We start from the raw sequence: 23,133 nt of genomic DNA on the forward strand, positions 1-23,133 counted from the left end.
TGGTGGAGGCAATGGCGGCGGTAACGGCGGCGGCAACGGCGGCGGCAATGGCGGCGGTAACGGCGGGGGCAATGGTGGCGGTAACGGTGGAGGCAACGGCGGGGGCAATGGCGGCGGTAACGGCGGGGGCAATGGTGGCGGTAACGGTGGAGGCAATGGCGGCGGTAACGGTGGAGGCAATGGCGGCGGTAACGGCGGCGGCAATGGCGGCGGTAACGGCGGGGGCAATGGCGGCGGTAACGGCGGCGGCAATGGCGGCGGTAACGGCGGGGGCAATGGCGGTGGAACCGGCGGCACTGCCAGTGCAGTCACCGGATATGGCTCCGGCGGCCCCGGCGAGCCCGGTGTGAGTGCTCATGGTCGGCATGGCAGATCTGATCGTGCCGCAGGACCATCCAGGGGTAGAGCGAAGGCGGAAGCCGCCAAGGCCCGCGGACGCGCGGCAGCACGTGCCGCTGCGGAGAAGGCGAAGGCCGGCCGGCCCGCAGCGCCTACTCGAAGCCCTGCGCGTGCGGTGAGGGCCGAGCCTGCCGCCACCGAGCCCCGCGCCCTATCGGCGGAGCGTCGGGACCGCAGCCGGCAAGCCGCCGAACAGGCCAGAAGCGCCATGCCTGCTCCCCCTCCTCGTCCACGGGCGGAAGACGCTCAAAAACCCCGTCAGGCGCAACATTCGATCGTCGCCGCAGGGCTGAGCGACGCGGATCTCGCCCGCCTTACGGCGCGGGGCATTCGCATCGCCGAAGCAACCCAGGGCCGTCTTGCCCCGCGGGTTGCGCGTCTGCATCTGCCAGCCGGCATGAGCGTGGCACGCGCGCGAAGCCTCGTCGCCCAGATCGACCGGCGCGCCACCTCCGATTTGGACCATTTCTACTATACGGACGAAGGTCCGCCCAATTGTACGGGGCCGGGCTGCCGGGCCGCGCTGATAGGCTGGCAGATGTCGGAGCCTCACCGCTGCGGCGCCCCGCCGCTCATCGGCATGATCGATACCGGTATCGATCGCAACCACGACGCGCTCCGCGGACAGAGCATCGAGATCATTCCCGGGCCGGAGAGCGGGAAGAAAGCGGCATCGCCAGGCCACGGCACCGCGATCGCAGCCCTTCTCGTCGGCCGCTCGAGCAGCACGGCGCCGGGCCTGCTACCCGATGCCAAACTCATTGCCGTCGACGCCTTCTACAACGAGGGTGGCACGGCCGATCGCACGGACGTGATCTCGATCGTCTCCGCCATGGAAACCCTGGCCGAGCGCGGTGTGCGCATCATCAACCTGAGTTTCTCGGGCCCGCCGAACGAGGCTTTGCGCGAGGCGATCGCGGCAGTGCTGGCGCGCGGCATCGTGGTGGTGGCGGCTGCGGGCAACAGGGGAGCCGGCGCCGAGCCGGCCTATCCGGCCGCCTATCCCGGCGTAATCGCGGTGACGGCGGTCGATGGTGAACTCGGCATCTATCATCGAGCCACACAGGGCGACTATGTCGATCTCGCCGCCCCGGGCGTCGATGTCATGGCCGCCCAGCCCGGCGGCGGCGTCGCCCCGAAGACCGGCACCTCCTATGCCGTGCCCTTCGTGACAGCCGCAGCTGCGCTAGTCCGGGCTGCCCAACCCGACCTCGATCTCGGCACGATCCGAACCATGCTCGAGAACCATACCCGCGACCTCGGCCGGCCCGGCCGCGACCCCACCTTCGGCTGGGGTTTGATCGAGGTGGCGCAGCTCTGCCCGGCGTCACCGGACGCCAAGCCGGTCGCATCGGCAAAGGCCACCGCTGCCGACACGGCCGCTGGGCAGGATGAGCCCATTCCATGAGGATTGCTCGCGGGCGCGCCGACTTAGGGGCAGGGACGCGAAGCCGCAGCCAAGTCTTTTGGAGCGGGACCCGCTGGCTTTTCAAGCGGGCGCGGATGCACGATCGATGAACGGCCCGCACGGCACGCGGTGCCGCAGGATTTCCAACGGGGGCGCATCGGGTTTTTCGCGGTCTCTCCCGCCGTCACGACTTTAGGGCTGTCGTTTCCCCGGCTGCTACTCGCACCGGCTAGAGAGTGGTTCCGCTCGCGTTTGTCGTCGCCAAGGCCCCCACCAAAGCCCCCCACGCTCTGGACACCCTCGCAGCGAAGACCCGAGGGCGAATCCATGCGGCCGCAGAAGCGGCGAAGAGTTGAACGGACCTCGCGCAGAGACGAGGGCGTCCTCCATGGCGCAGGAGAGCCCCGACGGGGTCGAGGGAGTCCTTGCGCGCCTTCCGGGTCTTCGCCCGGTTCTGCCGGATAGTGGCGCCGTTCCCCCCAACGGGAAGAGCCATATCCTCAGGCTTCAGCTTCTTTGGTAAAGCGCTACACGCCTTTAGACAAGATTCTCAACGAATCTAATCCCCATTTATCAACTGTTCAATGCAATTCCCCGCCCGAAACATGGCGTTTTGCGCGACATGAGGACCGATAGCCAACATCCAAGAACCAAATGATTCGGGGCGAATCCCATGCTCCCGGTGTGAGCCTCCCCGGTAGCGAATCGGGAACCACGGATCCGCTCCGGCGCTTTCACGCTTGAGCAGCTTTCATCCCGCTCGGATTGTTCCCCTGTCGCATTGCCGGAGCAGCTTTGTTCTCGATTCTCGACAGCGCCGCCATTCTCCTGGTGCTTTCCGCGGCATTCAGCTGGGCCAACCACCGCTTCCTCGGCCTGCCGCGCACGACGGGCCTCCTCCTGACGGGCCTCATCGTTTCGCTGCTGCTGGTCGGCGTCGATTTCGCAGTGCCCAACGAGCATCTTCACGCCGCCCTGACGCAGGCGCTCCTGCAGGTCGACTTCTCCGAAGTGGTGATGAACGGCATGCTCGCGTTCCTGCTCTTCGCAGGGGCTCTCGACGTGGACTTCGGGGCACTGCGCAGCCGCGCCTGGCCCATCGCCTTTCTCGCCATCGCCGGCACCACCTTGTCGACTGCCATCGTCGGCGGCGCCTTCTGGGGCGCCACTCAACTGGTCGGCACACCCATTCCCCTCGCTTGGGCACTCGTCTTCGGCGCCCTCATCAGCCCGACTGATCCTGTCGCCGTGCTGAGCACGCTGAAATCCGTACAGCTGCCGAAAGCGCTCGAGGCCGAACTTCAAGGCGAAGCCCTGTTCAACGACGGCGTCGGCGTCGTCCTGTTCACGGTGCTGGTCGGTTTGGCGGTCGGCAGTTCCGCGCAGGGGACGGATGCACCCGGGCTCGGGCATCTCCTGCTGCGCGAGGTGCTCGGCGGGCTGACGCTCGGGCTCGCCGCCGGCTATCTCGCATTCCGCGCGATGCGCGCCATCGACGATTTCGCCGTCGAGGTGCTGATCACGCTCGCTCTGGTGACCGGAACCTACGCACTCGCCGAGCGGCTCGAAGCCAGCGGACCGCTCGCCGTCGTCGCCGCCGGCCTGCTCATCGGCGATCGCGGCCCGCGCTTTGCCATGAGCGATCGCACGCAGCGCTACGTTTCGACGCTCTGGACCCTCATCGACGAAGTGCTCAACTCCGTGCTCTTCCTGCTGATCGGCCTGGAAGTCATCATCCTGCGCTTGCGCGGCATCGACCCCGCCCAGGCAGCCCTCGCCATCCCGATCGTGCTCGCCGCCCGTCTCGTGGCGCTGGCAACGCCGATACTGGCCTTTCCCGCAACGCTCTCGGCGACCAATCTGCCTTTCCTGACCTGGGCGGGCATTCGCGGGGGGATCTCGGTGGCGCTCGCCCTGTCACTTCCCGACACGGCGGCAAAACCGATGATTCTTGCCGCGACCTATGCGGTGGTCCTGTTCTCGATTCTCATCCAGGGTTCCACGCTCGGCTGGTTGGCGCGGCGCACCATCGCCAAGCCAGCGTGAATTCCATGCACGCCACACCTTCCACCGCAGGTGCCGTCTCGACGCGGCTCGCTAGCGCCGAACCGGCGGCTTTGATTCCAAGGTTCATCGAGCAGACGGGAGGCTGAGGTGGCTGCGCATTCGGGATCGACGAGAACGGTCTATGCTGCGCTCATCGGCAATTTCTTGATTGCCATCACGAAATTCGTCGCCGCAGCGCTGACGGGCAGCTCGGCGATGCTCAGCGAGGGCGTGCACTCGCTCGTCGACACCGGCAACGAGCTTCTGCTCCTCTACGGCCTCAAGCGGGCCGCCCGCCCGCCGGACCGCTCGCATCCGCTGGGGCACGGGCGCGAGCTCTATTTCTGGAGCTTCATCGTCGCGCTGCTGGTCTTCGCGCTGGGTGCCGGCGTTTCCTTCTATGAGGGCGTCTCGCACATCCTGGATCCGCATCCCGTCGAGGCCGTCGGCACGACCTATGTCGTGCTCGCGCTCTCCTTCGTCTTCGAAGGCATCACCTGGCGCATCGCGCTCAAGCAGTTCCGCGCCGAGAAGGGCCGCCTCGGCTATGTCGCAGCAATGCGCAGGAGCAAGGACCCGACGACCTTCACCGTGTTGTTCGAGGATAGCGCGGCCCTGCTCGGCCTCGTCATCGCCTTCGCCGGCATCTTCGCCGCCGATCGCCTCGGGCGTCCCGAGCTCGACGGAGTCGCTTCGCTGGGCATCGGCGCCGTGCTCGCTGCCACGGCGATCTTTCTGGCCCGGGAAAGCAAGGGCCTGCTCATCGGCGAGCCGGCCCTGCCCAAGGTTCAGGAGGCCATCCTGGAGACCGTCCGCCGCGATGCCGCCGTTCAGCACGCCAATGGCGTGCTGACGGTTCACCTTGGGCCGGATCAGGTAGTCGCGGCCGTCAGTGCGGAATTCGAGGACGAACTGACCGCGCCCGAGATCGAGGCCTGCATCGAGCGGCTCGAGGACGCGGTAAAGCGGGAGCACCCGCAAGTCGTCACGCTCTTCGTCAAGCCGCAGTCGACAGGCACCTGGGCGGCGCGGCGGCAGCGCATCGAGCCCGCCGGCTCAGGAGATTGATTCGGGCAATCGGCGAGGCGGCTTCGCGTCGACGGTCTGCGCAGCCCCGCTCTCGTACCAGCCTTTGGAGCGGTTCACGATCCAGACCACGGACAGCATCACAGGCACCTCGATGAGCACGCCGACGACGGTCGCGAGCGCCGCGCCCGACTGGAAGCCGAAGAGGCTGATGGCCGCAGCCACCGCGAGCTCGAAGAAATTCGAGGCGCCGATCAAGGCCGAAGGGCCGGCGACGCAATGCTGCTCGCCGGACAGCCGATTGAGCAGATAGGCGAGCCCGGAATTGAAATAGACCTGGATCAGGATCGGCACGGCCAGCAGCGCGATGACGAGCGGCTGCGCCAGGATCTGCTCGCCCTGGAAGCCGAACAGGAGAACGAGCGTCGCCAGAAGCGCCACCAGGGAGAGAGGCTGCAGATGCTCCAGCAGCCTCTTGAGCGCGAGCTCGCCGCCGCTTGCTATCAGGCGCCGGCGCAGGAGCTGCGCCGCGATCACCGGCACCACGATATAGAGCACGACCGACAGGACGAGGGTGTCCCAGGGCACCACGATCGAGGACAGCCCGAGGAGCAGCCCGACGATCGGCGCGAAGGCGAAGATCATGATGCTGTCGTTGAGGGCGACCTGGCTCAAGGTGAAATGCGGCTCGCCGCGGGTCAGGTTCGACCAGACGAAGACCATGGCTGTGCAGGGTGCCGCCGCCAGGATGATCAGCCCGGCGATATAGCTTTCGATCTGATCGGCTGGCAGATAGGGCCTAAACAGATAGCCGATGAAGAGCCAGCCGAGCGCCGCCATCGAGAAAGGCTTGACTGCCCAGTTGATGAAGAGCGTGACGCCGATGCCGCGCCAATGCTCCTTCACCTGCCCGAGCGCGGCGAAATCGATCCTGACCAGCATCGGGATGATCATCAGCCAGATCAGCGCCGCGACCGGCAAATTGACCTTGGCGATCTCGGCCGCGCCGATGGCATGAAAGACGCCCGGCATGAGCTGACCGAGCGCGATGCCGGCGACGATGCAGAGCGCGACCCAAAGCGTGAGGTAACGTTCGAAGGTGGACATCATTCTTCCCTATGCGGTCGCGACGCGGCGGCCGTGCTCGTCGACCACGCGCTCGCCGTCCTCCTTGACGAACTCGCCCTGTTGCGGCGGCAGCAAGTCGAGGACGTCCTCGGACGGGCGGCAAAGCCTGACACCCTTCGGGCTGACCACGATCGGTCGGTTGATCAGGATCGGATGCGCCATCATCGCATCGAGAAGCTGGTCGTCGGTCAAAGCGGCATCGCCAAGGCCGAGCGCGGCATAAGGCGTGCCTTTTTCGCGCAGCAAAGCGCGAGCCGAAATCCCCATTCGCGCGATGAGCTGTTTCAGCATGACGCGCGAGGGGGGCGTCTTCAGGTATTCGACGACATGCGGCTCGACGCCGGCATTGCGGATCATCGCCAGCGTGTTGCGCGAGGTGCCGCAGTCCGGGTTGTGATAGATGATGACGTCCATCGCCGCCCTCACGCCGCGCTCGGGCGCGGCCGGGTAGCGCCATCGAGTTGCCCAATCTCGGTGAGCTTGGAGCTGAGCGTCAAGCGATCGAGGCTCGCGATCGGCAGTGCCGCAAAGATCGAAATCCGGTTCTTCAGATGGCGAAAGGCCGCGACGAAGGCGGCTTCCTTCTCGATATCCGCCCCCTCGACCGCGGCGGGATCTTCGATCCCCCAATGCGCCGTCATCGGCCGGCCCGGCCACACCGGGCAGGTCTCCCCGGCGGCGGAGTCGCAGACCGTGAACACGAAATCCATGATCGGCGCGCCGGGCTGCGCGAACTCATCCCAGCCTTTCGAGCGGAAGCCCTCGGCAGGATAGTCGAAGCTTCCGAGAACGCGCAGGGCGAAGGGGTTGATGGTACCCTTCGGTTGGCTGCCGGCGGAGAAGGCGCGGAAACGGCCGGCCCCGTCCTTCGCAAGAATGCTCTCGGCCAGGATGGAGCGGGCTGAATTGCCCGTGCAAAGGAACAGCACATTGTAGATACGATCAACCACGGACGGCCTCCTTCTCGGCGGTCTCTTCGGATGTGCAATCTTCGGATGTGCAGCATGGCGCGAGATCGGCGATCAGCGGCTCGCAGATCTCGGGCCGGCCGCCGCAGCAATCCTTGACGAGGAAGCCGGCGACTGCCCTCACCGCATCGAGCCGTGCCCGATAGAAGATGGACCGGCTTTGCCGCTCGGCATCGATCAGACCCGCGCGCGTCAGGATCGCGAGATGCGACGACATGGTATTGTGCGGCACGGCCAACGCCCGAGCGATCTCCCCCGCGGGCAGCCCGTCGGGTTCGTGCGCGATCAGCAGTCGGAAGACGTCGAGCCGCGTGGATTGGGCAAGCGCCGCAAAGACGGTTATGGCCTGTATCGATTCCATATGTCCAGACTACTCGACATATGGACCGGACGCAAGCGTTTCGGCATCCCCACGCCGCGATCGACGCTGGCTGCACCCGCAAAGCTCAACCATAGTAAACTCCCGAAACTGGAAAATGTTCTCGCCCAAATTTCTGTGAGAACGCGGAATTTTTGGTCATTCCACTCGTTAGCCAAGTGTCGAAGAGAAAACTACGCGGCAGTCTAACCGTAGATCACGCCATCGCTCCGCGGTTGTTGTCGCCACATTACGGAGTCATGATGATGCGCAATCTTCTTCTTACAACAGTGGCGGCCGCTACGCTCGTGCTTGGCGCGAGCTATGCTGGCGCGCAAAGCCAAAACTCGCAATCCGGGAGTAGCGGCAGCTCGGCCACGCAGGCTCAACCCGGTTCCTCGAACGGCTCGGGCGGGGCAAGCAACAGGATGACGCCGGGGCAGTCCGGTGGCGCCGCCGGTACGAGCCGGCAGTCCGGCGCCGCAACGGGCGGCATGAACGACTCCCAGCCGGGGTCGATGGGCTCCCAGGGCAACCAGAAGGAGCCGAGCCGCACCGGCCAGAACGCCTCTCCAGGGCAGCCCGGAAGCGCTTCGGGCAGCCAGCAGTCCGGCGCGGCAACAGGCAGCGCAAACGACTCGCAGCCGGGGGCGATGGGGTCGCAGGGCAATCAGCAGCAGCCGAGCCGCTCTGGTCAAAATGCCTCGCCAGGGCGGAGCGGCACGTCCCAGGAGCAGCGGTCGACCACTCAAGACACGATGCAGCAGCAGAACGGGACGCGGTCCGGGGCAGCGAGCACCAGCCGCGATACCGAGACCACCGGCAGCATCAATATCACCAGCGAGCAGCAGAGCACGATCAAGCAGACGATCGTGAGCCAGCGTGTCGAGCCGGTGCGGGACGTCAATTTCTCGATCAATGTCGGTACGGCCATTCCGCGCACGATCGAGTTGCGCCCGCTGCCGGAGCGCGTCGTCGAAATCGTGCCGCAGTATCGGAACTACCGCTACTTCGTGCTCGCCGACGGCCGGATCGTGATCGTCGAGCCGTCATCCTACAAGATCGTCTATGTCGTCACGAGCTGACGCCTGGATCGGTGCCGCAGCTTGGCGTTAACAGGGCGCGCGTTCCCCGGAGCGCGCGCCCTACTTTTTGGCTCTGTCAGAAGCTTTTCTTCTCTGATCAGCCGGGCCAGCAAGCGAGCGCACTCAGGCGCTCATGACGCGAAGCTAGTGGAGCGCGAGAGCGATGGAGCGTCCGGCGTGAGCGCAGCCGTAAGGCGTTGAAAAATGGGGGAAATTGCTTCTGACAGAGCGGAACTGTCGTCACGATGGCTGGTTTCTCTGGCACCTGCCGCCATACGGCGGTTCCTCTGTCCGGAGAGTCCCGATGCCCATCCAATCGCCGCAGGAATTGCTTGTCCACGAATTGCACGACATCGAAGACGCAGAGACCCAGGCGGCTCAGGCGCTGCAGAAGCATATGAAGGAAGTCCAGAACGACGAGCTGCGCGAAATGCTGGAAGAGCGCCTCAAACAGGGCGAGACTCTGCTCGAAGACGTGCGGCAATGCCTCCAGAAGCTGAACGGCAAGAGCAAGGGCACCCGCAACAGCGCAGCCCGTGGCCTGATCGAAGAAGCCGAAAAGCTCGCCAAGGAAGTAAAGTCACCTGAAATGAAGCAAGCCGTGATTATCGCCGGCGCGCAGAAGCTCGAGCATTACTGCATTGCCGCCTGGGGCACGGTAAAGGCGATTGCCAACGAAGTCGGCCAGCAGGAACTCGGTGAAATCATGCAGCGCGCCGTCGACGAGGGCTATCGCTGGGACGAGGAGATGACCAGGATCGCGGAAAGCCGCATCAATCCAGAGGCGATCGAAAGCTCCGTACGGTCTGGCAAGAGTCAGTCCTCTGGGAAGAGCTCATCACGCGGCGACGGCCAGAGCGAGAAGCGCAGCCGCTAATTGCAGCTACCTTCGGGGAATGCGGGTAGCCCAAGAGGGAGCCCGCATTCTCGCGCCATGGGCCTGCATTGGGCAGCCGCCCAAAGGCTCTCCTTCAAGCGCCTATGGCCGCCTTGATCTTCTCGCGGGTGAGCGGCAGATCGCGGAAGCGCACGCCCGTCGCATGGGCGACCGCATTGCCGACCGCCGCTGCGGCCGGCCCCTGCGCCGCCTCGCCGGTCCCGAGGAACGGCATGCCCGGACGCGGAACGATATGCACCTCCACGCTGTCGGGCACCGCGTCGAAACGCAGGATGGGATAGCTCGCCCAGTCGATGCTGGTGATGCGGGTGTCGTCGAAGGTGACGCTCTCGTAGAGGGTCCAGCTCATCGACTGCAGGATGCCGCCCTCGATCTGGTTGCGGATGCCGTCGGGATTGACCAACTCGCCGGAATCGACCGCCGCCACCACCCTGACGAGCCGTGCCCGGCCGGTCTCGCGCTCAACCTCGACTTCGGTCGCGAGCGCGCAATAGGCGGCGAGATTCTTGTAGCGCGCGAAGGCAAAGCCGCGCCCCCTGCCCTTCGGCAGATCGGCCGCGTTTGCCCAGCCGAATTTCTCGGCCGCAACCGAGATCACATCGCGGGCGCGGCTGTCCTCCATATGCCGCAGCCTGAACTCCACCGGGTCGACGCCGGCAGCGGCCGCGAGCTCGTCCATGAAGCTTTCGATGGAAAAGATGTTCACATAGGCGCCGAGGCCGCGCATAGCCGAAACGCGCAGCGGCATGTCCGGCAGGAAATGGTGCACCACGCGGGCGCTCGGCAGGTTGTAGAGGGGAATGGCGTTACGGTCGCCGCCGCCTTCCGGCTGCGGCAGCGGCTTCGGCGGCGGCGGCGCAAAGGGCTTGGCGAGATGCCGCGCCGCAAGCAGCGCCCCCGCCGGCCCCGGACGCGTCGCATGGGTATTGCTCCAGACGCCGTAATCCCAATCGGCGATGCGACCGGAGGAGTCGAGGGCCGCGCTCACCCGGGTCACCATGGCCGGGCCATAGGGCTCCCACGCGTGCTCCTGCTCGCGCATCCACTGCACGCGTACGGGGCGGCCGGGCACCGCACGCGCGATGAGGGCGGCATCGGCCGCGGCGTCATCCGCGCCATTGTGGCCGTAGCAGCCGGAGCCTTCCACATGGATGCAGCGCACCCGCTCCGGCGGAAGCCCCAGCATCTCGGAGATCGCCTTGCGGTCGGGATAGACGCCCTGGGTATGCGTCCAGATCGTCAGCTCCTGGTTGGTCCAATGCCCCACCGCGCAGGACGGGCCCATCGAGCCGTGCAGCTGGTAGGGCCGCGTGAAGGTCGCCTCGACGATGCGCAGGCCCGGCGGCTGCGGGCTACGCTTGTCGTGGATCGCTGTATCCTGGGAGGCAAGGCCGCTCGTAAGCAGCTTCGGCAGCTCGGTCTGGGGGGGCAGGCTCGGTTTTTCCTGCCATTGCGCGGCTACGGCGAGCACCCGCATGGCCTTGATCGCCTGCCATTCGCGCTCCGCGACCACGGCCAGGAAATTGCCGTCGCGCACCACGCGCAGCACGCCCGGCAGGCGTTCGACTTCCGCCGTATCGAGCGCCTCGAGCGTGGCCGCGGGGCTTGGCGGGCGCACGACGCGCGCATGCACCATGCCGGGCAGCCGCATGTCCTGCACATAGGCCGAGCCGCCCGTCACTTTGGCCGGAATGTCGACGCGCGGCATGGGCTTGCCCATGACGGTGAAGCTGTCCGGCCCCTTCAGCGGCGCATTGGACGCGGCATTGACATGCAGGATGTCGCCCGCGACGAGCGCGCCATAGCCAAGGCGGCGGCCGTCCGGCGCGACAACGGCGCCACCGTCCGCCTTCAACTGCTCCGGCGGCGCCTGCCAGCGTGACGCGGCTTGCTCGATCAGGATCTGCCGCACCTGTGCCGCCGCATGGCGGATCGCGGTGCCGCTGTCCTGCATGGAATGGCTGCCGGCCGTATAGCCCTCGTTGGGGGTGGCGCTCGTGTCGGCCGTGATGAGCTTGAGCGCAGTGGGAGCGACCGCGAGCTCCTCCGCCGCCACCTGCAGGAGCGCCGTCTTGATGCCCTGGCCGAGCTCGACTTTGCCCGTGAAGACGGTGATCGCTCCGTCCGCATCGATCCGGATCCAGGAATCGAGGAAGGGCGCATCTTCGAGGCTGCCCGGCAGCGCCGGCGTCTGCGGGGAATCGCTCGCGAGATTCTGCGGCTCCTGCGTCTCCTGGGCGAGCGCCCGGGACACGGAGAAGCTGAGGATCAGCGCGCCGCCGCCGGCGAGCAGGCCGCGGCGGGTCGGGTTCGGCAAAGGCGCGTTCATCGCACGGCTCCCGTCGTCTCGGCTCCGGCGCTCTGCATCATCGTGGCGGCGCGGCGCACCGCCCGCAGGATGCGCATATGCGTGCCGCAGCGGCAGAGATTGGGCTCGAGCGCGGCGCGGATGTCCGCATCGCTCGCATGCGGGTTACCCTGCAGCAGTGCCTGCGCGCGCATCATCATGCCGGCGATGCAGTAGCCGCACTGGGCCGCCTGCTCCTCCATGAAGGCACGCTGCATCGGCCCTGGATTCTCGACGGTGCCGAGCCCCTCGACGGTCATGACTTCACGATCCTCCAGCATCAAGAGCGGCATCACGCAGGAGAAAACGGCGACGCCGTCGACCATCACGGTGCAAGCGCCACACTGGCCGAGCCCGCAGCCGAATTTCGCCGCGTTGAGTGCGAGATGGTCGCGCAGAACGTAGAGAAGCGGGGTATCCGGCTCGGCGTCGACCTCGTGCCGTTGCCCGTTGACGGTGAGGCTCACCATGTCGACCCCCTTTGTGCGCCGCTGGTCGGTGCGTTGCCGCCCGTATGGGTGGCGTAGGACGAGACCACCCGCGCGCCCTCGCGCGCCTCACGGATATGGCTCTCCACGTCCGTCCAGGCCGGCTGCTCGCTGAAGGTTGAACGCAGGTAGCCGAGGAGCGCCGCGAGCTGGCCGTCGGTCATGGCGCCGTTGAAGGCGGGCATGATCGCGCCCCTCTCGCCGCCGAGCGCCGGCACGCCCTGCAGCACGACATTGATGACATTGTCAGGCGTGGAGGCATTCATGGCGCTGCTCAGGTGGAGATTGAGCCCCCCGAAGGGCGGCGCCCGCCCGCCTTCGTGACAACTGGCGCAGGCCGCCGCGTAGATCATCGCGCCCTGGTCTGCCGAGGCTTTGAAGGGCGGCACGGCCTGGCTGTCGGCGGAGGCGGGCTTCAGCCCCGGCGCCTCGACGCGTGCAGCGGTCATGGCCTTTTCGCCGCGCTGGCGCCGCTCGGGCGCGGTCTCGCCCATCAGCGAGGCGACATAGGTCGCGATCGCCTGGACGTCCGCGTCGGGCACGGAAGCGAGATTCGCGGTCACCGGCGCCATCGGCCCGCGCGCGACGCCGTGCAGCGGATGCCAGCCCTGGCGTAGATAGGCGTGCAGGGCCTCCACGTCCCAGGGCACCGGAGCGGGCGAATTGGCATCGAGCGCATAGGCATGCCAGCCCTCCGCCTCGCCGCCGGCGTAAGCATCGCCGGACTTTTCGGCGCCGAGCAGGTTGCGCGGCGTGTGGCAAGCGCCGCAATGGCCGAGACCTTCCACTAGATAGGCGCCACGGTTCCAGGCCGTATCCTTGGTGGCATCGGGCTCGAGGGGGCCGGGGCGGAAGTAGAGCAGCTTCCAGCCGGCGACCATGGCGCGGATGTTGAGCGGGAACGGCAGGCCGTTCTGCGGCGCCTCGGCCTTCACCGGCTCGCGCGTCATGAAGAAGGCGTAGAGCGCCCGATTGTCCTCGTCCGTCACGTGGGTGAAATGGTCGTAAGGGAAAGCCGGGTAGAGATGCCGGCCTTCCCTGTCGAGGCCTTCGCGCATGGCGCGGGTGAAGGCCGCCTCCGACCAGCGTCCGATGCCGGTGTCCGGATCGGGCGTGATATTGGTCGAGTAGATCGTGCCGAAAGGCGTCGGCAGTGGAAGACCGCCGGCGAAAGGCTGGCCACGCGGCGCGGTATGGCAGACGGAGCAATTGCCGATGGCCGCAAGCTCCGCGCCGCGTGCCACGAGCCCCTTGTCGAAGCTCTCCGGTGCCGGCCGCTCGATCGGGTCGATCGCTGGACGCCAGATCACGGCGAAGGCCGCTATGGCGATGCCGAGAACGATGACGGCGATCGCCGTGGTGATAGGTCTGGCCCGCATGATCTCACGACTGCTCGACGAATGCGCCCGGCCGAAGGCCTTGGCCCTTCAATCTCGACTCGCGTCGTTGGTTCCCCGAGGGCGCCCGCGCCGCCAGCCTTGCCTTCCCGCCGACCTTATTAGAATACCTCCAAAATGGCAGCAAGTATTCCGCCGAGGCGGGTATCGCGGCACTTATCCACCAGGACCGTGCATCCGATCGCCCCACGTCGCGGGGGGCGGTGCCGCGGCGCTAACGCATCGCCGGGCTGAAGCGCGCGATGAGCTGGTGGCGCTCGCCGGGATAGGTGAGCGCGACCGCGGTGACGGTCACGCCGGCCTGGAAGGTGCGGCGTTCGACGACGAGACAGGCGGCGCCGCGCGCGACCCCCAGATGATGGGCGATCTCGGCGCCGGCGGTCTCGGCGCGGATCCTGTGCTCGGCTTCCGTCCAGGGGATCTGTTCCAGAAGCCATGTGCCGGGCGGCGAGAGGGCGAAATCGGCCGAAGCCGCTTCCGGCACGACGGCGAGATCGATCAGCCGGTTCTCGTGCACGAAAGGCCGCTCGTCGGCGAAATGAAGCACCGTAAGCGCTTCGATCGTGTGGGCCGCACCGTCCAATCCGAGGCGCTCCCGATCCTCAGGGCGGACGCGGCGCCGCTCCCGCTCGAGGATCATGTAGCGGTAGCTGCGGCCGGCTGCGGTGATCTCCGCCTTGATGTCGTGGACTTCGAGCACCGTCTCCTGCGACTTCGGCGTCGCCACGAAGGAGCCGAAGCGACGCCGCCGCACGACGAGCCCGGCAGCGGCCAAGGCCGACAGGGCCTTGTTGACGGTCATGCGCGAACAGCCGAACTGGTCCACCAGATCGTGCTCGGACGGCACGCGATGCCCCGGCGGCCATTCGCCCGACAGGATCTTGTGTTCGAGGAGGCGGCGGATCTCGGCGTAGCGCGGGAGCGGTTCGACGAGGCTCACGGCACGGCCTCCGATTGCGCACTCAATGCTCGGCGGCGGCGCGAACCGCTTCGACGCGGATTTCCTCGGTCAGCCGCAGCTTGAGCGAAGAGAATTCCGGGCTCGTCTTCATCCTGTAGTCGCGCGGATGGGGCAGGTCGACGGCGACATCGGCCTTGATGCGCCCGGGGCGGGCTGACATGACGATGACGCGGGAGGCGAGGAAAATCGCCTCCTCGATGTCATGTGTTACGAAGAGCACGGTCTTGCGCTCGCGCTCCCAGATGCCGAGGAGCAGTTCCTGCATGAGCGAGCGGGTCTGATTGTCGAGCGCCCCAAAAGGCTCGTCGAGCAGCAGTATTTCCGGGTCGTTGGCGAGCGCACGGGCAATCGCCGTCCGCTGCTGCATGCCGCCGGAAAGCTGCTTCGGCCAGTGGTTTTCGAAGCCGGTGAGCCCGACCTTCTCGATATAGGAGGCGACGATCTCCCTGATCTCTGCCTCGGGCCGCCCTTTCTCGCGCAGGCCGAAGGCGATGTTCTGCGCCACCGTCAGCCATGGAAAGAGCGTGTAGGATTGGAAGACCATGCCCCGGTCGGCGCCCGGTCCCGTGATCTTGCGGCCGTCGAGCAGAACCGCGCCGGTGGTCGGCCGGTCGAGACCCGCGACGATGCGCAAAAGCGTGGACTTGCCGCAGCCGGACGGGCCGAGAACGGTGATGAAGTCGTTCACCGCCACGGACAAATTGGTCGGCTCCAGCGCTCGCACCGGCCCCCCGCCACGCACACCGGGGAAGGTGCGCGAGACGTTGTCGATGAGGAGCTTGCTCACGCCAGCCTCCAGGGGAAGAACCAGCGGTTGAGCGCCTTGAACAGGAAATCGGAGACGAGGCCGATGACGCCGATGACGATGATGCCGAAGATGATCTGTCCCGTGGCAAGCAGCGCCTGGCTGTCGATGATCATATGCCCGATGCCGGACGAGGAGCCGATGAGCTCGGCGACGATGACATAGGTCCAGGCCCAGCCGAGAACGAGCCGCAGGATCTCTGCGATATCGGGGGCATTGGCTGGGATCATCACACGTCGCACGATGCCTCGGTCGCGGGCGCCGAGCGTATAGGCGGCCTCGACCAGGTCACGCCGGGTCGAGCCCACCGAGACGGCCACCATCAGGATGATCTGAAATACCGACCCGATGAAGATCACGAGGAGCTTCTGCACCTCGCCAATGCCGGCCCAGAGGATGAGGAGCGGGATGAAGGCCGACGCAGGCAGATAGCGCGCGAAGGAGACGAAAGGCTCGAAGAAGGCTTCGATGGGCTTGTAGGCGCCCATGAGAATGCCGAGCGGCACGGCAACGACCGCCGCGAGCACGAAGCCGCCGAGCACGCGCCAGATCGTGACGCCGATGTCGAGCAAGAAGCCCTGGTCGACGAGAAGCGTCCAGCCGTCCGTGACCATGGTGAGCGGATCGGCCAGGAAGGTGCGTGAGACATAGCCGCCGAAGGTGGCGTAGGCCCACCCCAGCACGAAGAGGACGAAAAAGGAGATGCCGAGGACGACGCGCATCCCCTGCCCGATCGGTTCCAATGGTCTCAGCATGAATGCGCCTGCGGTGTCCTTGGGAAACTATTGCGGGTTCCGCTCGTCGACGCGCCCGCCGGTGAGGTCTTGCGCGTGAATGGCCCAACCGATCTTGCCGCTCGCCGCCGGCATCGCGGCGCTGGACCTGCGGTGAAGGCTCCCGCGGTGCAGGCGCCTCCTGGGCCGAAGGAGCTTGGCGTATGCTCGCCCGGATCAGTCGATGAAGCGGGTATCGACGATGGTGCTGATGTCCGGCTTCTTCTTGATGATGCCTATTTCGAGCAGAAGGTCTCCGGCTTCGCTAGAGAACTTCTGAAATTCAGCCTCGAAGAAGGTCTTGTTGGCGGCACGGTCCTGCCAGCGCAGATATTGCGCCGATTTGCCGAACTGCTCTCCACTCTGCTTCACATCGGCGCCCATGATCTCGAAGGCCTTTTTCTGATCGGTCTTGATCATCTCGAGCGCGGCGAAATAGCTGTCGGCGAGGGCCTTGGCGGCCGTGGGATTCTCATCGAGGAATTTCGGCGTGCAGCCGAAGGTGTCCATGACCACCGGATAATCGAGCGTCGTGGCGATGATCTTGCCCGCCTCCGGCTTGTCGCGGACCGTCGAGAGATAGGGCTCATAGGTCATCGCCGCATCGTTCTGGCCCGCGACGAAAGCCTGGGCCGCCGGGCCGGGCTCGAGATTGACGACCCTGACGTCCTTGACCGAGAGCCCATTCTCCTTGAGCATCCAGGCCAACACGAAATAGGGCGAGGTTCCGGGTGCCGAAGCGGCGACGGTCTTGCCCTTCAGATCCTTAATCGACTTGATGTCGTTGCGCACGACCATGCCGTCCGCACCATAGGACTTGTCCATCTGGAAAATCTGCTTGGTGGGAATGCCGTTGGCGTTCCACACGACCCAGGTCTCGACGGTGGTCGCCGCACACTGGATGTCGCCCGATGCGATGGCGAGATGGCGGCTCGCCTGCGGGATCTTCTTGATGGTCACGTCGAGGCCGTTCTTCTCGAAGATCCCGGCCTCCTTCGCCAGCGTCAGAGGTGCAAAGCCCGTCCAGCCGCTGATGCCGATCACGACCTCGGTTCCGGCCGCGCGTGCCGACCCTGCAGCCCCGATGACAATGCCCGCTGCGAGCCCCAAGGCCGAACACCATTTCATGACGATCTCCAGTTCGTTAGCCCCTCTTTATCAGGAATGGCAGCATGCCCCAGGACCGCTGTCAATTGTCTAGACATAACTGCATAGACTTTGTCGGGGGCAGGCGGCAGTTGCCTATTTGAGCGGCAAGGCCGACGCGCGCAGATGAGCGTTTGCCGACGCCAGGTCGCGTGCGGCTCAACGACCGGGGAACAGTCAAGCGAGGTTCGCTGCAGCGCGAGGCGCGCTAGGCATTAGGGCCTGCAACGCCCGCGCCCGGCAGGCAATCAATGGCAGAGGGTGCCGTGGAGAGCGCCGGCGGTGGATCTATCCCCGTGCCATCGCCTCGGCGAGGCGCAGGAAGGCGAGCATGCCGGGATCGTCGCTGCCGATGCTCTTCTCGGCGAACATGCGCGCGCGGCCGATCTTGCACGGCTCGCCGCGCAATCGCTCCAGCGCTGCCGCGGCACCCGCCACAGCCCGTTCACCGGGCGTCCCGGTCTCGCTCTCCGCGGCGGCATGGGCCGCGCCGTCGATGGCATCGAGCACGGTCTTGTCGCCGAGCTTGGCGCCGCCGCGCGCCATCATCGCATCGCGCGCCGCGACAAGCAGCGCGCCGAGCCGCTCCCAGGGGATATCCTGCTCGCCGCGTGTCTGCTTGGAGATCGTGAGCAGCCCCGTGGCGAGCAGCGTGCCGAGGCTTGATCCCGTGGCGCCGGCGGCAGCGCGGGCGAGCGCCGCGAAAGTCTCGCCGACATCCGCGCCAGGCGCGATCTCCGTCGCGGCCAAGCGGTCGACGACACGGGCGAGCATGCCACCCGTATCACCATCGCCGAGCTTGGCGTCGGCCTCGTTCAGCTCCTGCTCCAAGGTCGCCATCCGCGCCTTGGCACGGGCGATGCCGGTGGCAATGGCGGCCGCGTCGATCGCCATCAGCCGACCCTCCAGAAGGGGCAGGAGGCGGGCGCCGCAAGAAGCCGCTCCAGCTCCTCGTCGACGAAACAAAGGCTGATGGAGGCTCCCGCCATTTCCATGGAGGTGACATAGGGCCCGACGAGCGGCTGCACGATGGTGAAGCCGGCCTCCGAGAGCCGCTTCGCCGCGCGACGGTAGAGGATGAAGAGCTCTTCCAGCGGCGTCGCGCCCAGGCTGTTGACGAGGATGGAGACGCGGTTGCCGGCATCGGCCGGCTTCTCGGCGAGAAGGCGCTCGATCATCTCGTCCGCAATGGCATCGGCGGTCTTGAGCTTGGCGCGCCAGATGCCCGGCTCGCCGTGGATGCCCATGCCCATCTCGATCTCGTCGTCGGCGATGGTGAAGGTGGGCTTGGCCGCCCCCGGCACCTGGCAGGGCGAGAGCGCCACGCCGATGGTGCGTGTGCGTTCGACCGCCTTGGCGGCGGTCGCCGTCACCGCGGCGAGATCAGCGCCTTCCTCGGCCTTCGCGCCGGCGGTTTTATAGGCATAGATAATGCCGGCGACACCGCGGCGCTTGCCCGCCTCATCCGGCCCGGCGCTCGCGATATCGTCGGTGCCGAGCACGGTGGTCGTCTCGATCTCGCCTTCGAGCATCTCGCCGGCCATGTCGAAATTCATGCGGTCGCCGCCGTAATTGCCGTAGAGGCGCAGCACGCCGCGGCCGCCATCGGCGAGCTTGATGGCCTCCATGCAGGACTCGACATTCGGGCCCTCGAAGACATTGCCGATGGAGCAGGTGTCGAGCAGGCCGGCGCCGACATAGCCGGTGAAGAGCGGCAGGTGACCCGAGCCGCCGCCGGAGACGACGCCCACCTTGCCCGAACGCGCACCCTCGGCGCGACGGATCACCCGCCCAGCAGCGCCGTCGCGCTTGAGAGATGGGTTGGCCGCAACGAGCCCCTCCAGCATTTCATCGACGAAATTGGACGGATCGTTCATCAGCTTTTTCATAGGGTCTCTCCTCCCACTCAGGCTCAGCTCACGAAGTGCAGGTAAAATATATTTCTACCTGCACAACCCGGCGCTGTCTCGGGGTGCGCCCGCATACAGCCCGCATTCTTGAACGGACCCCGCGCCTGCCACCGGTGGGAACTGGTTCCGTGCCGATCAGCCGAGCATCGTTGTTCGAAGCGCGCTATTTACCAGGGTGATGCCCGCAAGAAAAATCGATTGTTGCCGCAAGTAGTGATCGGTTCTGCCGATGGGCGTCATCGGCTGCGCTGTCCCCATCGGATCTTGCCCCCGGGCTGCACGATGCCGCCTCACCTCACCTCGTTCACGTAACAATAGCGGTCGGTCAGGGCCCGGTGCAGGGCCCAGATCACCGGCAGCCCGGCCTGGTCATAGGCGACCTCGTCGATGACGAGCAGCGCCTGCGGCGCGTCCGAACCGAAGATCGCAGCATCCTCCTCGGTCGCCACCTCGGCCGTGACGCTCTCGCGAATGGCCGAGATGCGGATGCCGTATCGATCGAGGAGGTAGAGATAGAGCAGCTCCGGCAAGGCTTCCGCCGGGGGGAAATCCGGCAGGCGTGCGGCCGGCATGACCATGCGCTCGTGCATGGCTGGGCGTCCCTCGACCCCGCGCACGCGGTGGAGGCGGATGACCGCGGTGCCTTCCGGGATCTGCAACCGCTTGCCCTCGGCAGCGGTCGCCTTGCCGATGTCATAGGCGAGAATCGCCGGCGTCGAGCGCAGCAGCTCGCCGTCGGCCCCGTGCAGGCGGAAATACTGGAAAAAGAAACGCAGCGAATGGTCCGGGCTGCGGCCGGTCACGACCGTGCCCGTCTTGCGCCGGCGCATCAGGAGCCCTTCCGCGGTGAGATCGGCAAGCGCGCGGCGGACGGTGCCGACGGCAATCCCGAAATCGCGCGCGAGCTGGCTCTCCCCAGGCAGAACCGTACCGGGAGGCCAGGTACCACGCAGTATCCTGTCGGAGATCTGCCGCTTCACCTGCTCGTAGAGCGGTGTCGCGGCTTGCTGCGACAGCGGACGCACACGGCCCGAGGCCGTCACCGTTGACAAAGGCGATTCCTCCTGTCCTATTTCTATATAGGAATAGGCAAACGATCAGTGCTCTCTCATCGACCGAACTCAACAGACGCCTTACTCGCCAAGGCTCTCGCACGGCTTGCGGAGGACGAAGCGCAAGTCAAGCAGGAACTTGCGCTCATCATAGCGGCCGACACCTCCTTTCCGCCCGGCACCGGCTATGGCGCCTTCGCCGATCTGCTCGAGCGCCTGACTGCCCCCCTCGGCTTCGACGCCCAGCGGGTGAGCGTGCCGCAGGCCCTCTGGGATGCGGGCGTGCCCGACATCGCCGGCGAACGGGTGAACCTGATCGCCGCCCGCCGCAATGGCCGGCCGGTCTGCAGCCTCTATTTCCATGTGGATTGCGTGCCGCCCGGCGATGGCTGGACGCACCCACCGCTTCAGCTCACCGTTGACGGCCGAACCCTCTACGGCCGCGGCACAGCCGACATGAAGGGCACCATCGCCTCGGCGCTCGCCGCCATCCGCGCAGCGGTTGCAGTGGGCCTGCCGCTCGCCTTCGACCCGGTGCTGCTCTTCTGCACGGACGAGGAAGGCGGGCTTTATCCGGGCATTCGCTATCTCGCCGAACAGGGGCTCGTGGAGGGGCATCTTCTCAGCTTCAACGGCGGCGCCGTGCCACGGATCTGGGCAGGATGTTTCGGCAGCCTCGACCTGCGCATCGAGATCGAGGGCAGAGCCGCACATTCGGGCGAGCCCGGCGACGGTGTCAATGCCATCGAAGCGGCCATCCCGCTGCTCACCGCATTGCGGAAGCTCAAGGCGGTCGTCGAGCAGCGCACATCCGCCCTGCCCCCGCCGCCGCGCCGCGAAGGACGGCCGCTGACGGCGAGGCTCAATGTCACGGCGGCGCACGGCGGCGACAAGGGCTCCTCGCTGCCGGGCCGCTTCACGCTGCTCGTCAACCGGCGCTATGCTCCCGAGGAGCGCTTCGAGGACGTGCTCGCCGAGCTCGAGATGACGGTGGCCGAGGCCATGAAGGGTTCGGGCGCCCTCGGCTTTACGACCCGCGTCGTCGGCCATCTCGCGCCGGTCGCCGACCCGACCGGCCCGCATTGGCCGCGCTGGCAGGCGGCCCTGTCGGAGGGCTTCGGCTGGCCCATGGAAAGCTTCAGCGCCTATGGGGCCTCGTCGAGCTCGGACATGGGCTGGGTGCAGGCGGCCGGCATCCGAGAGATCCTGCTCGGCGGGCTCGTCAAGCCGGGCTGCGGCGCGCACGGCGCGGACGAACACACCACCCTGGACGACGTCATGGCGCTCGCCCGGAGTATTCTTCTCTACCTGGCCGAAGCTTTTCCGGGCGACGGCCCCAACACCACAAAACCAGAGGCGTGACCATGAACAAGCTCTTCAGCCCCAACCGTCGTGAATTGCTCGCCGGCACCGCGGCGCTGCCCTTCCTCGGCACGGCCGCCGGTCCGGCCTTCGCGCAGGCAAAGCGCGGCGGGACGCTGCGCGTCAGCGTCGACCAGGCGCCGGGCAAGCTCAATCCGCTGCAGCACCGGGTCAATCCGGAATATCTCCTCGGCGAGCTCCTCTACAGCGGCCTGACGCGCCTTGCGCCCGACATGACGGCGGAGCCGGATCTCGCCGAATCCTGGAGCCCGAACGCCGACCTTTCGGAATGGACTTTCAAGCTGCGGCCGGGGGTCACCTTCCATGACGGCTCGGCGCTGACGGCAAAGGACGTTGCGGCCACTTTCGCGGCGATCCTCGACCCCAAGACCGGCTCGCCGGCGCGCACCAATGTCGGCCCGATCGCGAGCGTCGAAGCACAGGACGACCTGACCGTCCTCATCAAGCTCAAGGGGCCCTACGCCGACCTGCCGATCGCCCTCGCCTATACCAATGCCAAGATCATTCCGGCGGCGGTGCTCGAGGGCGACATGGCCCGCCTCGACCGCGAGGCCATCGGCACCGGCCCCTTCAAGCTCGTCTCCTACGAGCCGGCGCGGCTCGTCGTCGTCGAGCGCAACCCCGCTTATTTCGACAAGGAGCGACCCTATCTCGACCGCATCGAGGTGGTGGTCTATCCCGACTCGACCGCCGAGGCCTCCGCACTGATGAGCGGCGACACCGACCTGATGCTGCTCGTCTCGCCGGCCGACTACAAGCGCGTCAGCACGGCCTCCGGCATCAAGGGGCTGCGCACGCCCTCCGGCCTCTTCCTCAATGTCATCCTCGGCTGCAACCAGAAGCCCTTCGACGATGTGCGCGTGCGCAAAGCGCTCTCCCTCGCCGTCGATCGCGACGCCCTGGTCGAGCTGGTCGCCGAGGGCTACGGCACGCCGGGCGAGGACACGCCGATCAACAAGGCCTATCGCTTCTACACGGAGCTGCCGCCGAAGAAGGCCGATCCCGCCGCCGCCAAGCGCCTCCTCGCCGAGGCCGGCTATCCGAACGGCATCGACCTGACGCTCGTTGCCTCCGACCGGCCGGGCACGCGCACGCAGCTCGGCATCGCCCTGCGCGAGCTCGCCAAGCCCGCCGGCTTCAACATCAATGTCCAGACGATGGCGCACGCCACTTATCTCGACCAGGTCTGGCTGAAGGGGCCGTTCTACGTTGGCTATTACAACATGCAGCCGACGGCCGACGGCATCTTCTCCCTTCTCTACACCTCCGACTCGCCCTGGAACGAGACCAAGTGGAACAATGCCGAGTTCGACCGGCTCGTCGCGGAGGCGCGGCGGACGGGGGACGAGGCCAAGCGCAGCGAACTCTACGGCGCGGCGCAGAAGCTGATGTATGACGAGGTGCCAACGGTCATCCCGGTCTTCTTCGATCTTCTCGCCGCCCAGCGCGATTACGTCGAGGGCTACAGGCTGCATCCGCGCGGCGCCGTCTACCGCCTCGATCACGTATCGCTGACGGACAAGGCGCCGCGGCGCGGCTGAGCGGGAACAGTCCC

Annotated in this window: 22 protein-coding genes; 7 read left to right on the forward strand and 15 right to left on the reverse strand. The window is 66.6% G+C overall.

Annotated elements, in window-relative coordinates:
- On the reverse strand, positions 1-367 hold a 367-nt coding region (locus ACFQU1_RS17555; protein WP_378134993.1), incomplete at its 3' end, for a hypothetical protein.
- Positions 368-607: 240 nt separating this feature from the next.
- Between ACFQU1_RS17555 and ACFQU1_RS17560 the strand changes: the two genes are divergently transcribed.
- From ACFQU1_RS17560 to ACFQU1_RS17570, 3 genes are all read left to right on the forward strand, one after another.
- On the forward strand, positions 608-1,807 hold the full coding sequence (locus tag ACFQU1_RS17560; protein WP_378134995.1) for a S8 family serine peptidase: 1,200 nt from the start codon (positions 608-610) through the stop codon (positions 1,805-1,807).
- A gap of 795 nt (positions 1,808-2,602) precedes the next feature.
- Complete coding sequence (locus tag ACFQU1_RS17565; RefSeq protein WP_378134997.1) at positions 2,603-3,853, forward strand: cation:proton antiporter; 1,251 nt, start codon at positions 2,603-2,605, stop codon at positions 3,851-3,853.
- 108 nt (positions 3,854-3,961) lie between these two features.
- Positions 3,962-4,921: a cation diffusion facilitator family transporter gene (locus tag ACFQU1_RS17570; protein WP_378134999.1), complete on the forward strand. Its 960-nt coding sequence runs from the start codon at positions 3,962-3,964 to the stop codon at positions 4,919-4,921.
- Here ACFQU1_RS17570 and arsB read toward each other — a convergent pair.
- From arsB to ACFQU1_RS17590, 4 genes are read right to left on the reverse strand one after another with little or no spacing between them, the layout of a single operon-like run.
- On the reverse strand, positions 4,910-5,986 hold the full coding sequence (gene arsB / locus ACFQU1_RS17575; protein ID WP_378135001.1) for an ACR3 family arsenite efflux transporter: 1,077 nt from the start codon (positions 5,984-5,986) through the stop codon (positions 4,910-4,912). The two genes, ACFQU1_RS17570 and arsB, sit on opposite strands and share 12 nt — an antisense overlap.
- 9 nt (positions 5,987-5,995) lie before the next feature.
- Entirely contained in the window at positions 5,996-6,421 is a 426-nt protein-coding gene (gene arsC, locus ACFQU1_RS17580; RefSeq protein WP_378135003.1) for an arsenate reductase (glutaredoxin), read from the reverse strand.
- 8 nt (positions 6,422-6,429) lie between these two features.
- Positions 6,430-6,957, reverse strand: coding sequence for an arsenate reductase ArsC (locus tag ACFQU1_RS17585; RefSeq protein WP_378135005.1), 528 nt, complete (start codon positions 6,955-6,957; stop codon positions 6,430-6,432).
- Entirely contained in the window at positions 6,950-7,336 is a 387-nt protein-coding gene (locus ACFQU1_RS17590) for an ArsR/SmtB family transcription factor (RefSeq protein WP_378135007.1), read from the reverse strand. Before ACFQU1_RS17590 ends, ACFQU1_RS17585 begins: the two co-directional genes overlap by 8 nt.
- Before the next feature lie 263 nt (positions 7,337-7,599).
- Between ACFQU1_RS17590 and ACFQU1_RS17595 the strand changes: the two genes are divergently transcribed.
- The gene (locus ACFQU1_RS17595) at positions 7,600-8,418 is read left to right on the forward strand and encodes a DUF1236 domain-containing protein (protein WP_378135009.1); all 819 of its coding nucleotides are present in this window, start codon (positions 7,600-7,602) and stop codon (positions 8,416-8,418) included.
- 214 nt (positions 8,419-8,632) lie between these two features.
- On the forward strand, positions 8,633-9,295 hold the full coding sequence (locus tag ACFQU1_RS17600; protein WP_378135011.1) for a ferritin-like domain-containing protein: 663 nt from the start codon (positions 8,633-8,635) through the stop codon (positions 9,293-9,295).
- A 94-nt stretch (positions 9,296-9,389) separates the two neighbouring features.
- Here ACFQU1_RS17600 and ACFQU1_RS17605 read toward each other — a convergent pair whose 3' ends face one another.
- The 10 genes from ACFQU1_RS17605 to ACFQU1_RS17650 form a co-directional block, all read right to left on the reverse strand.
- Positions 9,390-11,645: a molybdopterin cofactor-binding domain-containing protein gene (locus ACFQU1_RS17605; RefSeq protein ID WP_378135013.1), complete on the reverse strand. Its 2,256-nt coding sequence runs from the start codon at positions 11,643-11,645 to the stop codon at positions 9,390-9,392.
- Positions 11,642-12,133, reverse strand: coding sequence for a (2Fe-2S)-binding protein (locus ACFQU1_RS17610; protein WP_378135015.1), 492 nt, complete (start codon positions 12,131-12,133; stop codon positions 11,642-11,644). The genes ACFQU1_RS17605 and ACFQU1_RS17610 overlap by 4 nt, the downstream gene beginning before the upstream one ends.
- Positions 12,127-13,530: a c-type cytochrome gene (locus ACFQU1_RS17615; RefSeq protein WP_378135017.1), complete on the reverse strand. Its 1,404-nt coding sequence runs from the start codon at positions 13,528-13,530 to the stop codon at positions 12,127-12,129. The genes ACFQU1_RS17610 and ACFQU1_RS17615 overlap by 7 nt, the downstream gene beginning before the upstream one ends.
- Before the next feature lie 232 nt (positions 13,531-13,762).
- On the reverse strand, positions 13,763-14,488 hold the full coding sequence (hutC, locus tag ACFQU1_RS17620; RefSeq protein ID WP_378135019.1) for a histidine utilization repressor: 726 nt from the start codon (positions 14,486-14,488) through the stop codon (positions 13,763-13,765).
- Between the two features lie 22 nt (positions 14,489-14,510).
- Positions 14,511-15,296, reverse strand: coding sequence for an ABC transporter ATP-binding protein (locus tag ACFQU1_RS17625; RefSeq protein WP_378135021.1), 786 nt, complete (start codon positions 15,294-15,296; stop codon positions 14,511-14,513).
- Entirely contained in the window at positions 15,293-16,066 is a 774-nt protein-coding gene (locus ACFQU1_RS17630) for an ABC transporter permease (RefSeq protein WP_378135502.1), read from the reverse strand. Before ACFQU1_RS17630 ends, ACFQU1_RS17625 begins: the two co-directional genes overlap by 4 nt.
- Before the next feature lie 198 nt (positions 16,067-16,264).
- Positions 16,265-17,215 (reverse strand): ABC transporter substrate-binding protein, encoded by a 951-nt coding sequence (locus tag ACFQU1_RS17635; RefSeq protein WP_378135023.1) that lies wholly within the window; start codon positions 17,213-17,215, stop codon positions 16,265-16,267.
- Between the two features lie 306 nt (positions 17,216-17,521).
- Positions 17,522-18,127, reverse strand: a complete 606-nt coding sequence (locus ACFQU1_RS17640) for a DAK2 domain-containing protein (protein ID WP_378135025.1) — start codon at positions 18,125-18,127, stop codon at positions 17,522-17,524.
- Positions 18,127-19,122 (reverse strand): dihydroxyacetone kinase subunit DhaK, encoded by a 996-nt coding sequence (locus tag ACFQU1_RS17645; protein ID WP_378135027.1) that lies wholly within the window; start codon positions 19,120-19,122, stop codon positions 18,127-18,129. The genes ACFQU1_RS17640 and ACFQU1_RS17645 overlap by 1 nt, the downstream gene beginning before the upstream one ends.
- 311 nt (positions 19,123-19,433) lie before the next feature.
- Complete coding sequence (locus tag ACFQU1_RS17650; RefSeq protein ID WP_378135504.1) at positions 19,434-20,186, reverse strand: GntR family transcriptional regulator; 753 nt, start codon at positions 20,184-20,186, stop codon at positions 19,434-19,436.
- A 57-nt stretch (positions 20,187-20,243) separates the two neighbouring features.
- Here ACFQU1_RS17650 and ACFQU1_RS17655 point away from each other — a divergent pair, with 57 nt between their 5' ends.
- Entirely contained in the window at positions 20,244-21,557 is a 1,314-nt protein-coding gene (locus tag ACFQU1_RS17655; protein WP_378135029.1) for a M20 family metallopeptidase, read from the forward strand.
- A 2-nt stretch (positions 21,558-21,559) separates the two neighbouring features.
- The gene (locus ACFQU1_RS17660) at positions 21,560-23,119 is read left to right on the forward strand and encodes an ABC transporter substrate-binding protein (protein ID WP_378135031.1); all 1,560 of its coding nucleotides are present in this window, start codon (positions 21,560-21,562) and stop codon (positions 23,117-23,119) included.
- Positions 23,120-23,133: the final 14 nt, after the last annotated feature.

Origin of the sequence: Chelatococcus sp. GCM10030263 (assembly GCF_042666455.1) — a bacterium.
Lineage (GTDB): Bacteria > Pseudomonadota > Alphaproteobacteria > Rhizobiales > Beijerinckiaceae > Chelatococcus.

Bases quoted from the DNA above. Each gene is read 5' to 3' on its own strand.
- ACFQU1_RS17560 (WP_378134995.1), top strand. From the start codon at position 608: ATGCCTGCTCCCCCTCCTCGTCCACGGGCGGAAGACGCTCAAAAACCC.
- arsB (WP_378135001.1), bottom strand. From the start codon at position 5,986: ATGTCCACCTTCGAACGTTACCTCACGCTTTGGGTCGCGCTCTGCATC.
- arsC (WP_378135003.1), bottom strand. From the start codon at position 6,421: ATGGACGTCATCATCTATCACAACCCGGACTGCGGCACCTCGCGCAAC.
- ACFQU1_RS17590 (WP_378135007.1), bottom strand. From the start codon at position 7,336: ATGGAATCGATACAGGCCATAACCGTCTTTGCGGCGCTTGCCCAATCC.
- ACFQU1_RS17595 (WP_378135009.1), top strand. From the start codon at position 7,600: ATGCGCAATCTTCTTCTTACAACAGTGGCGGCCGCTACGCTCGTGCTT.
- ACFQU1_RS17605 (WP_378135013.1), bottom strand. From the start codon at position 11,645: ATGAACGCGCCTTTGCCGAACCCGACCCGCCGCGGCCTGCTCGCCGGC.
- ACFQU1_RS17610 (WP_378135015.1), bottom strand. From the start codon at position 12,133: ATGGTGAGCCTCACCGTCAACGGGCAACGGCACGAGGTCGACGCCGAG.
- ACFQU1_RS17615 (WP_378135017.1), bottom strand. From the start codon at position 13,530: ATGCGGGCCAGACCTATCACCACGGCGATCGCCGTCATCGTTCTCGGC.
- ACFQU1_RS17635 (WP_378135023.1), bottom strand. From the start codon at position 17,215: ATGAAATGGTGTTCGGCCTTGGGGCTCGCAGCGGGCATTGTCATCGGG.
- ACFQU1_RS17640 (WP_378135025.1), bottom strand. From the start codon at position 18,127: ATGGCGATCGACGCGGCCGCCATTGCCACCGGCATCGCCCGTGCCAAG.
- ACFQU1_RS17645 (WP_378135027.1), bottom strand. From the start codon at position 19,122: ATGAAAAAGCTGATGAACGATCCGTCCAATTTCGTCGATGAAATGCTG.
- ACFQU1_RS17660 (WP_378135031.1), top strand. From the start codon at position 21,560: ATGAACAAGCTCTTCAGCCCCAACCGTCGTGAATTGCTCGCCGGCACC.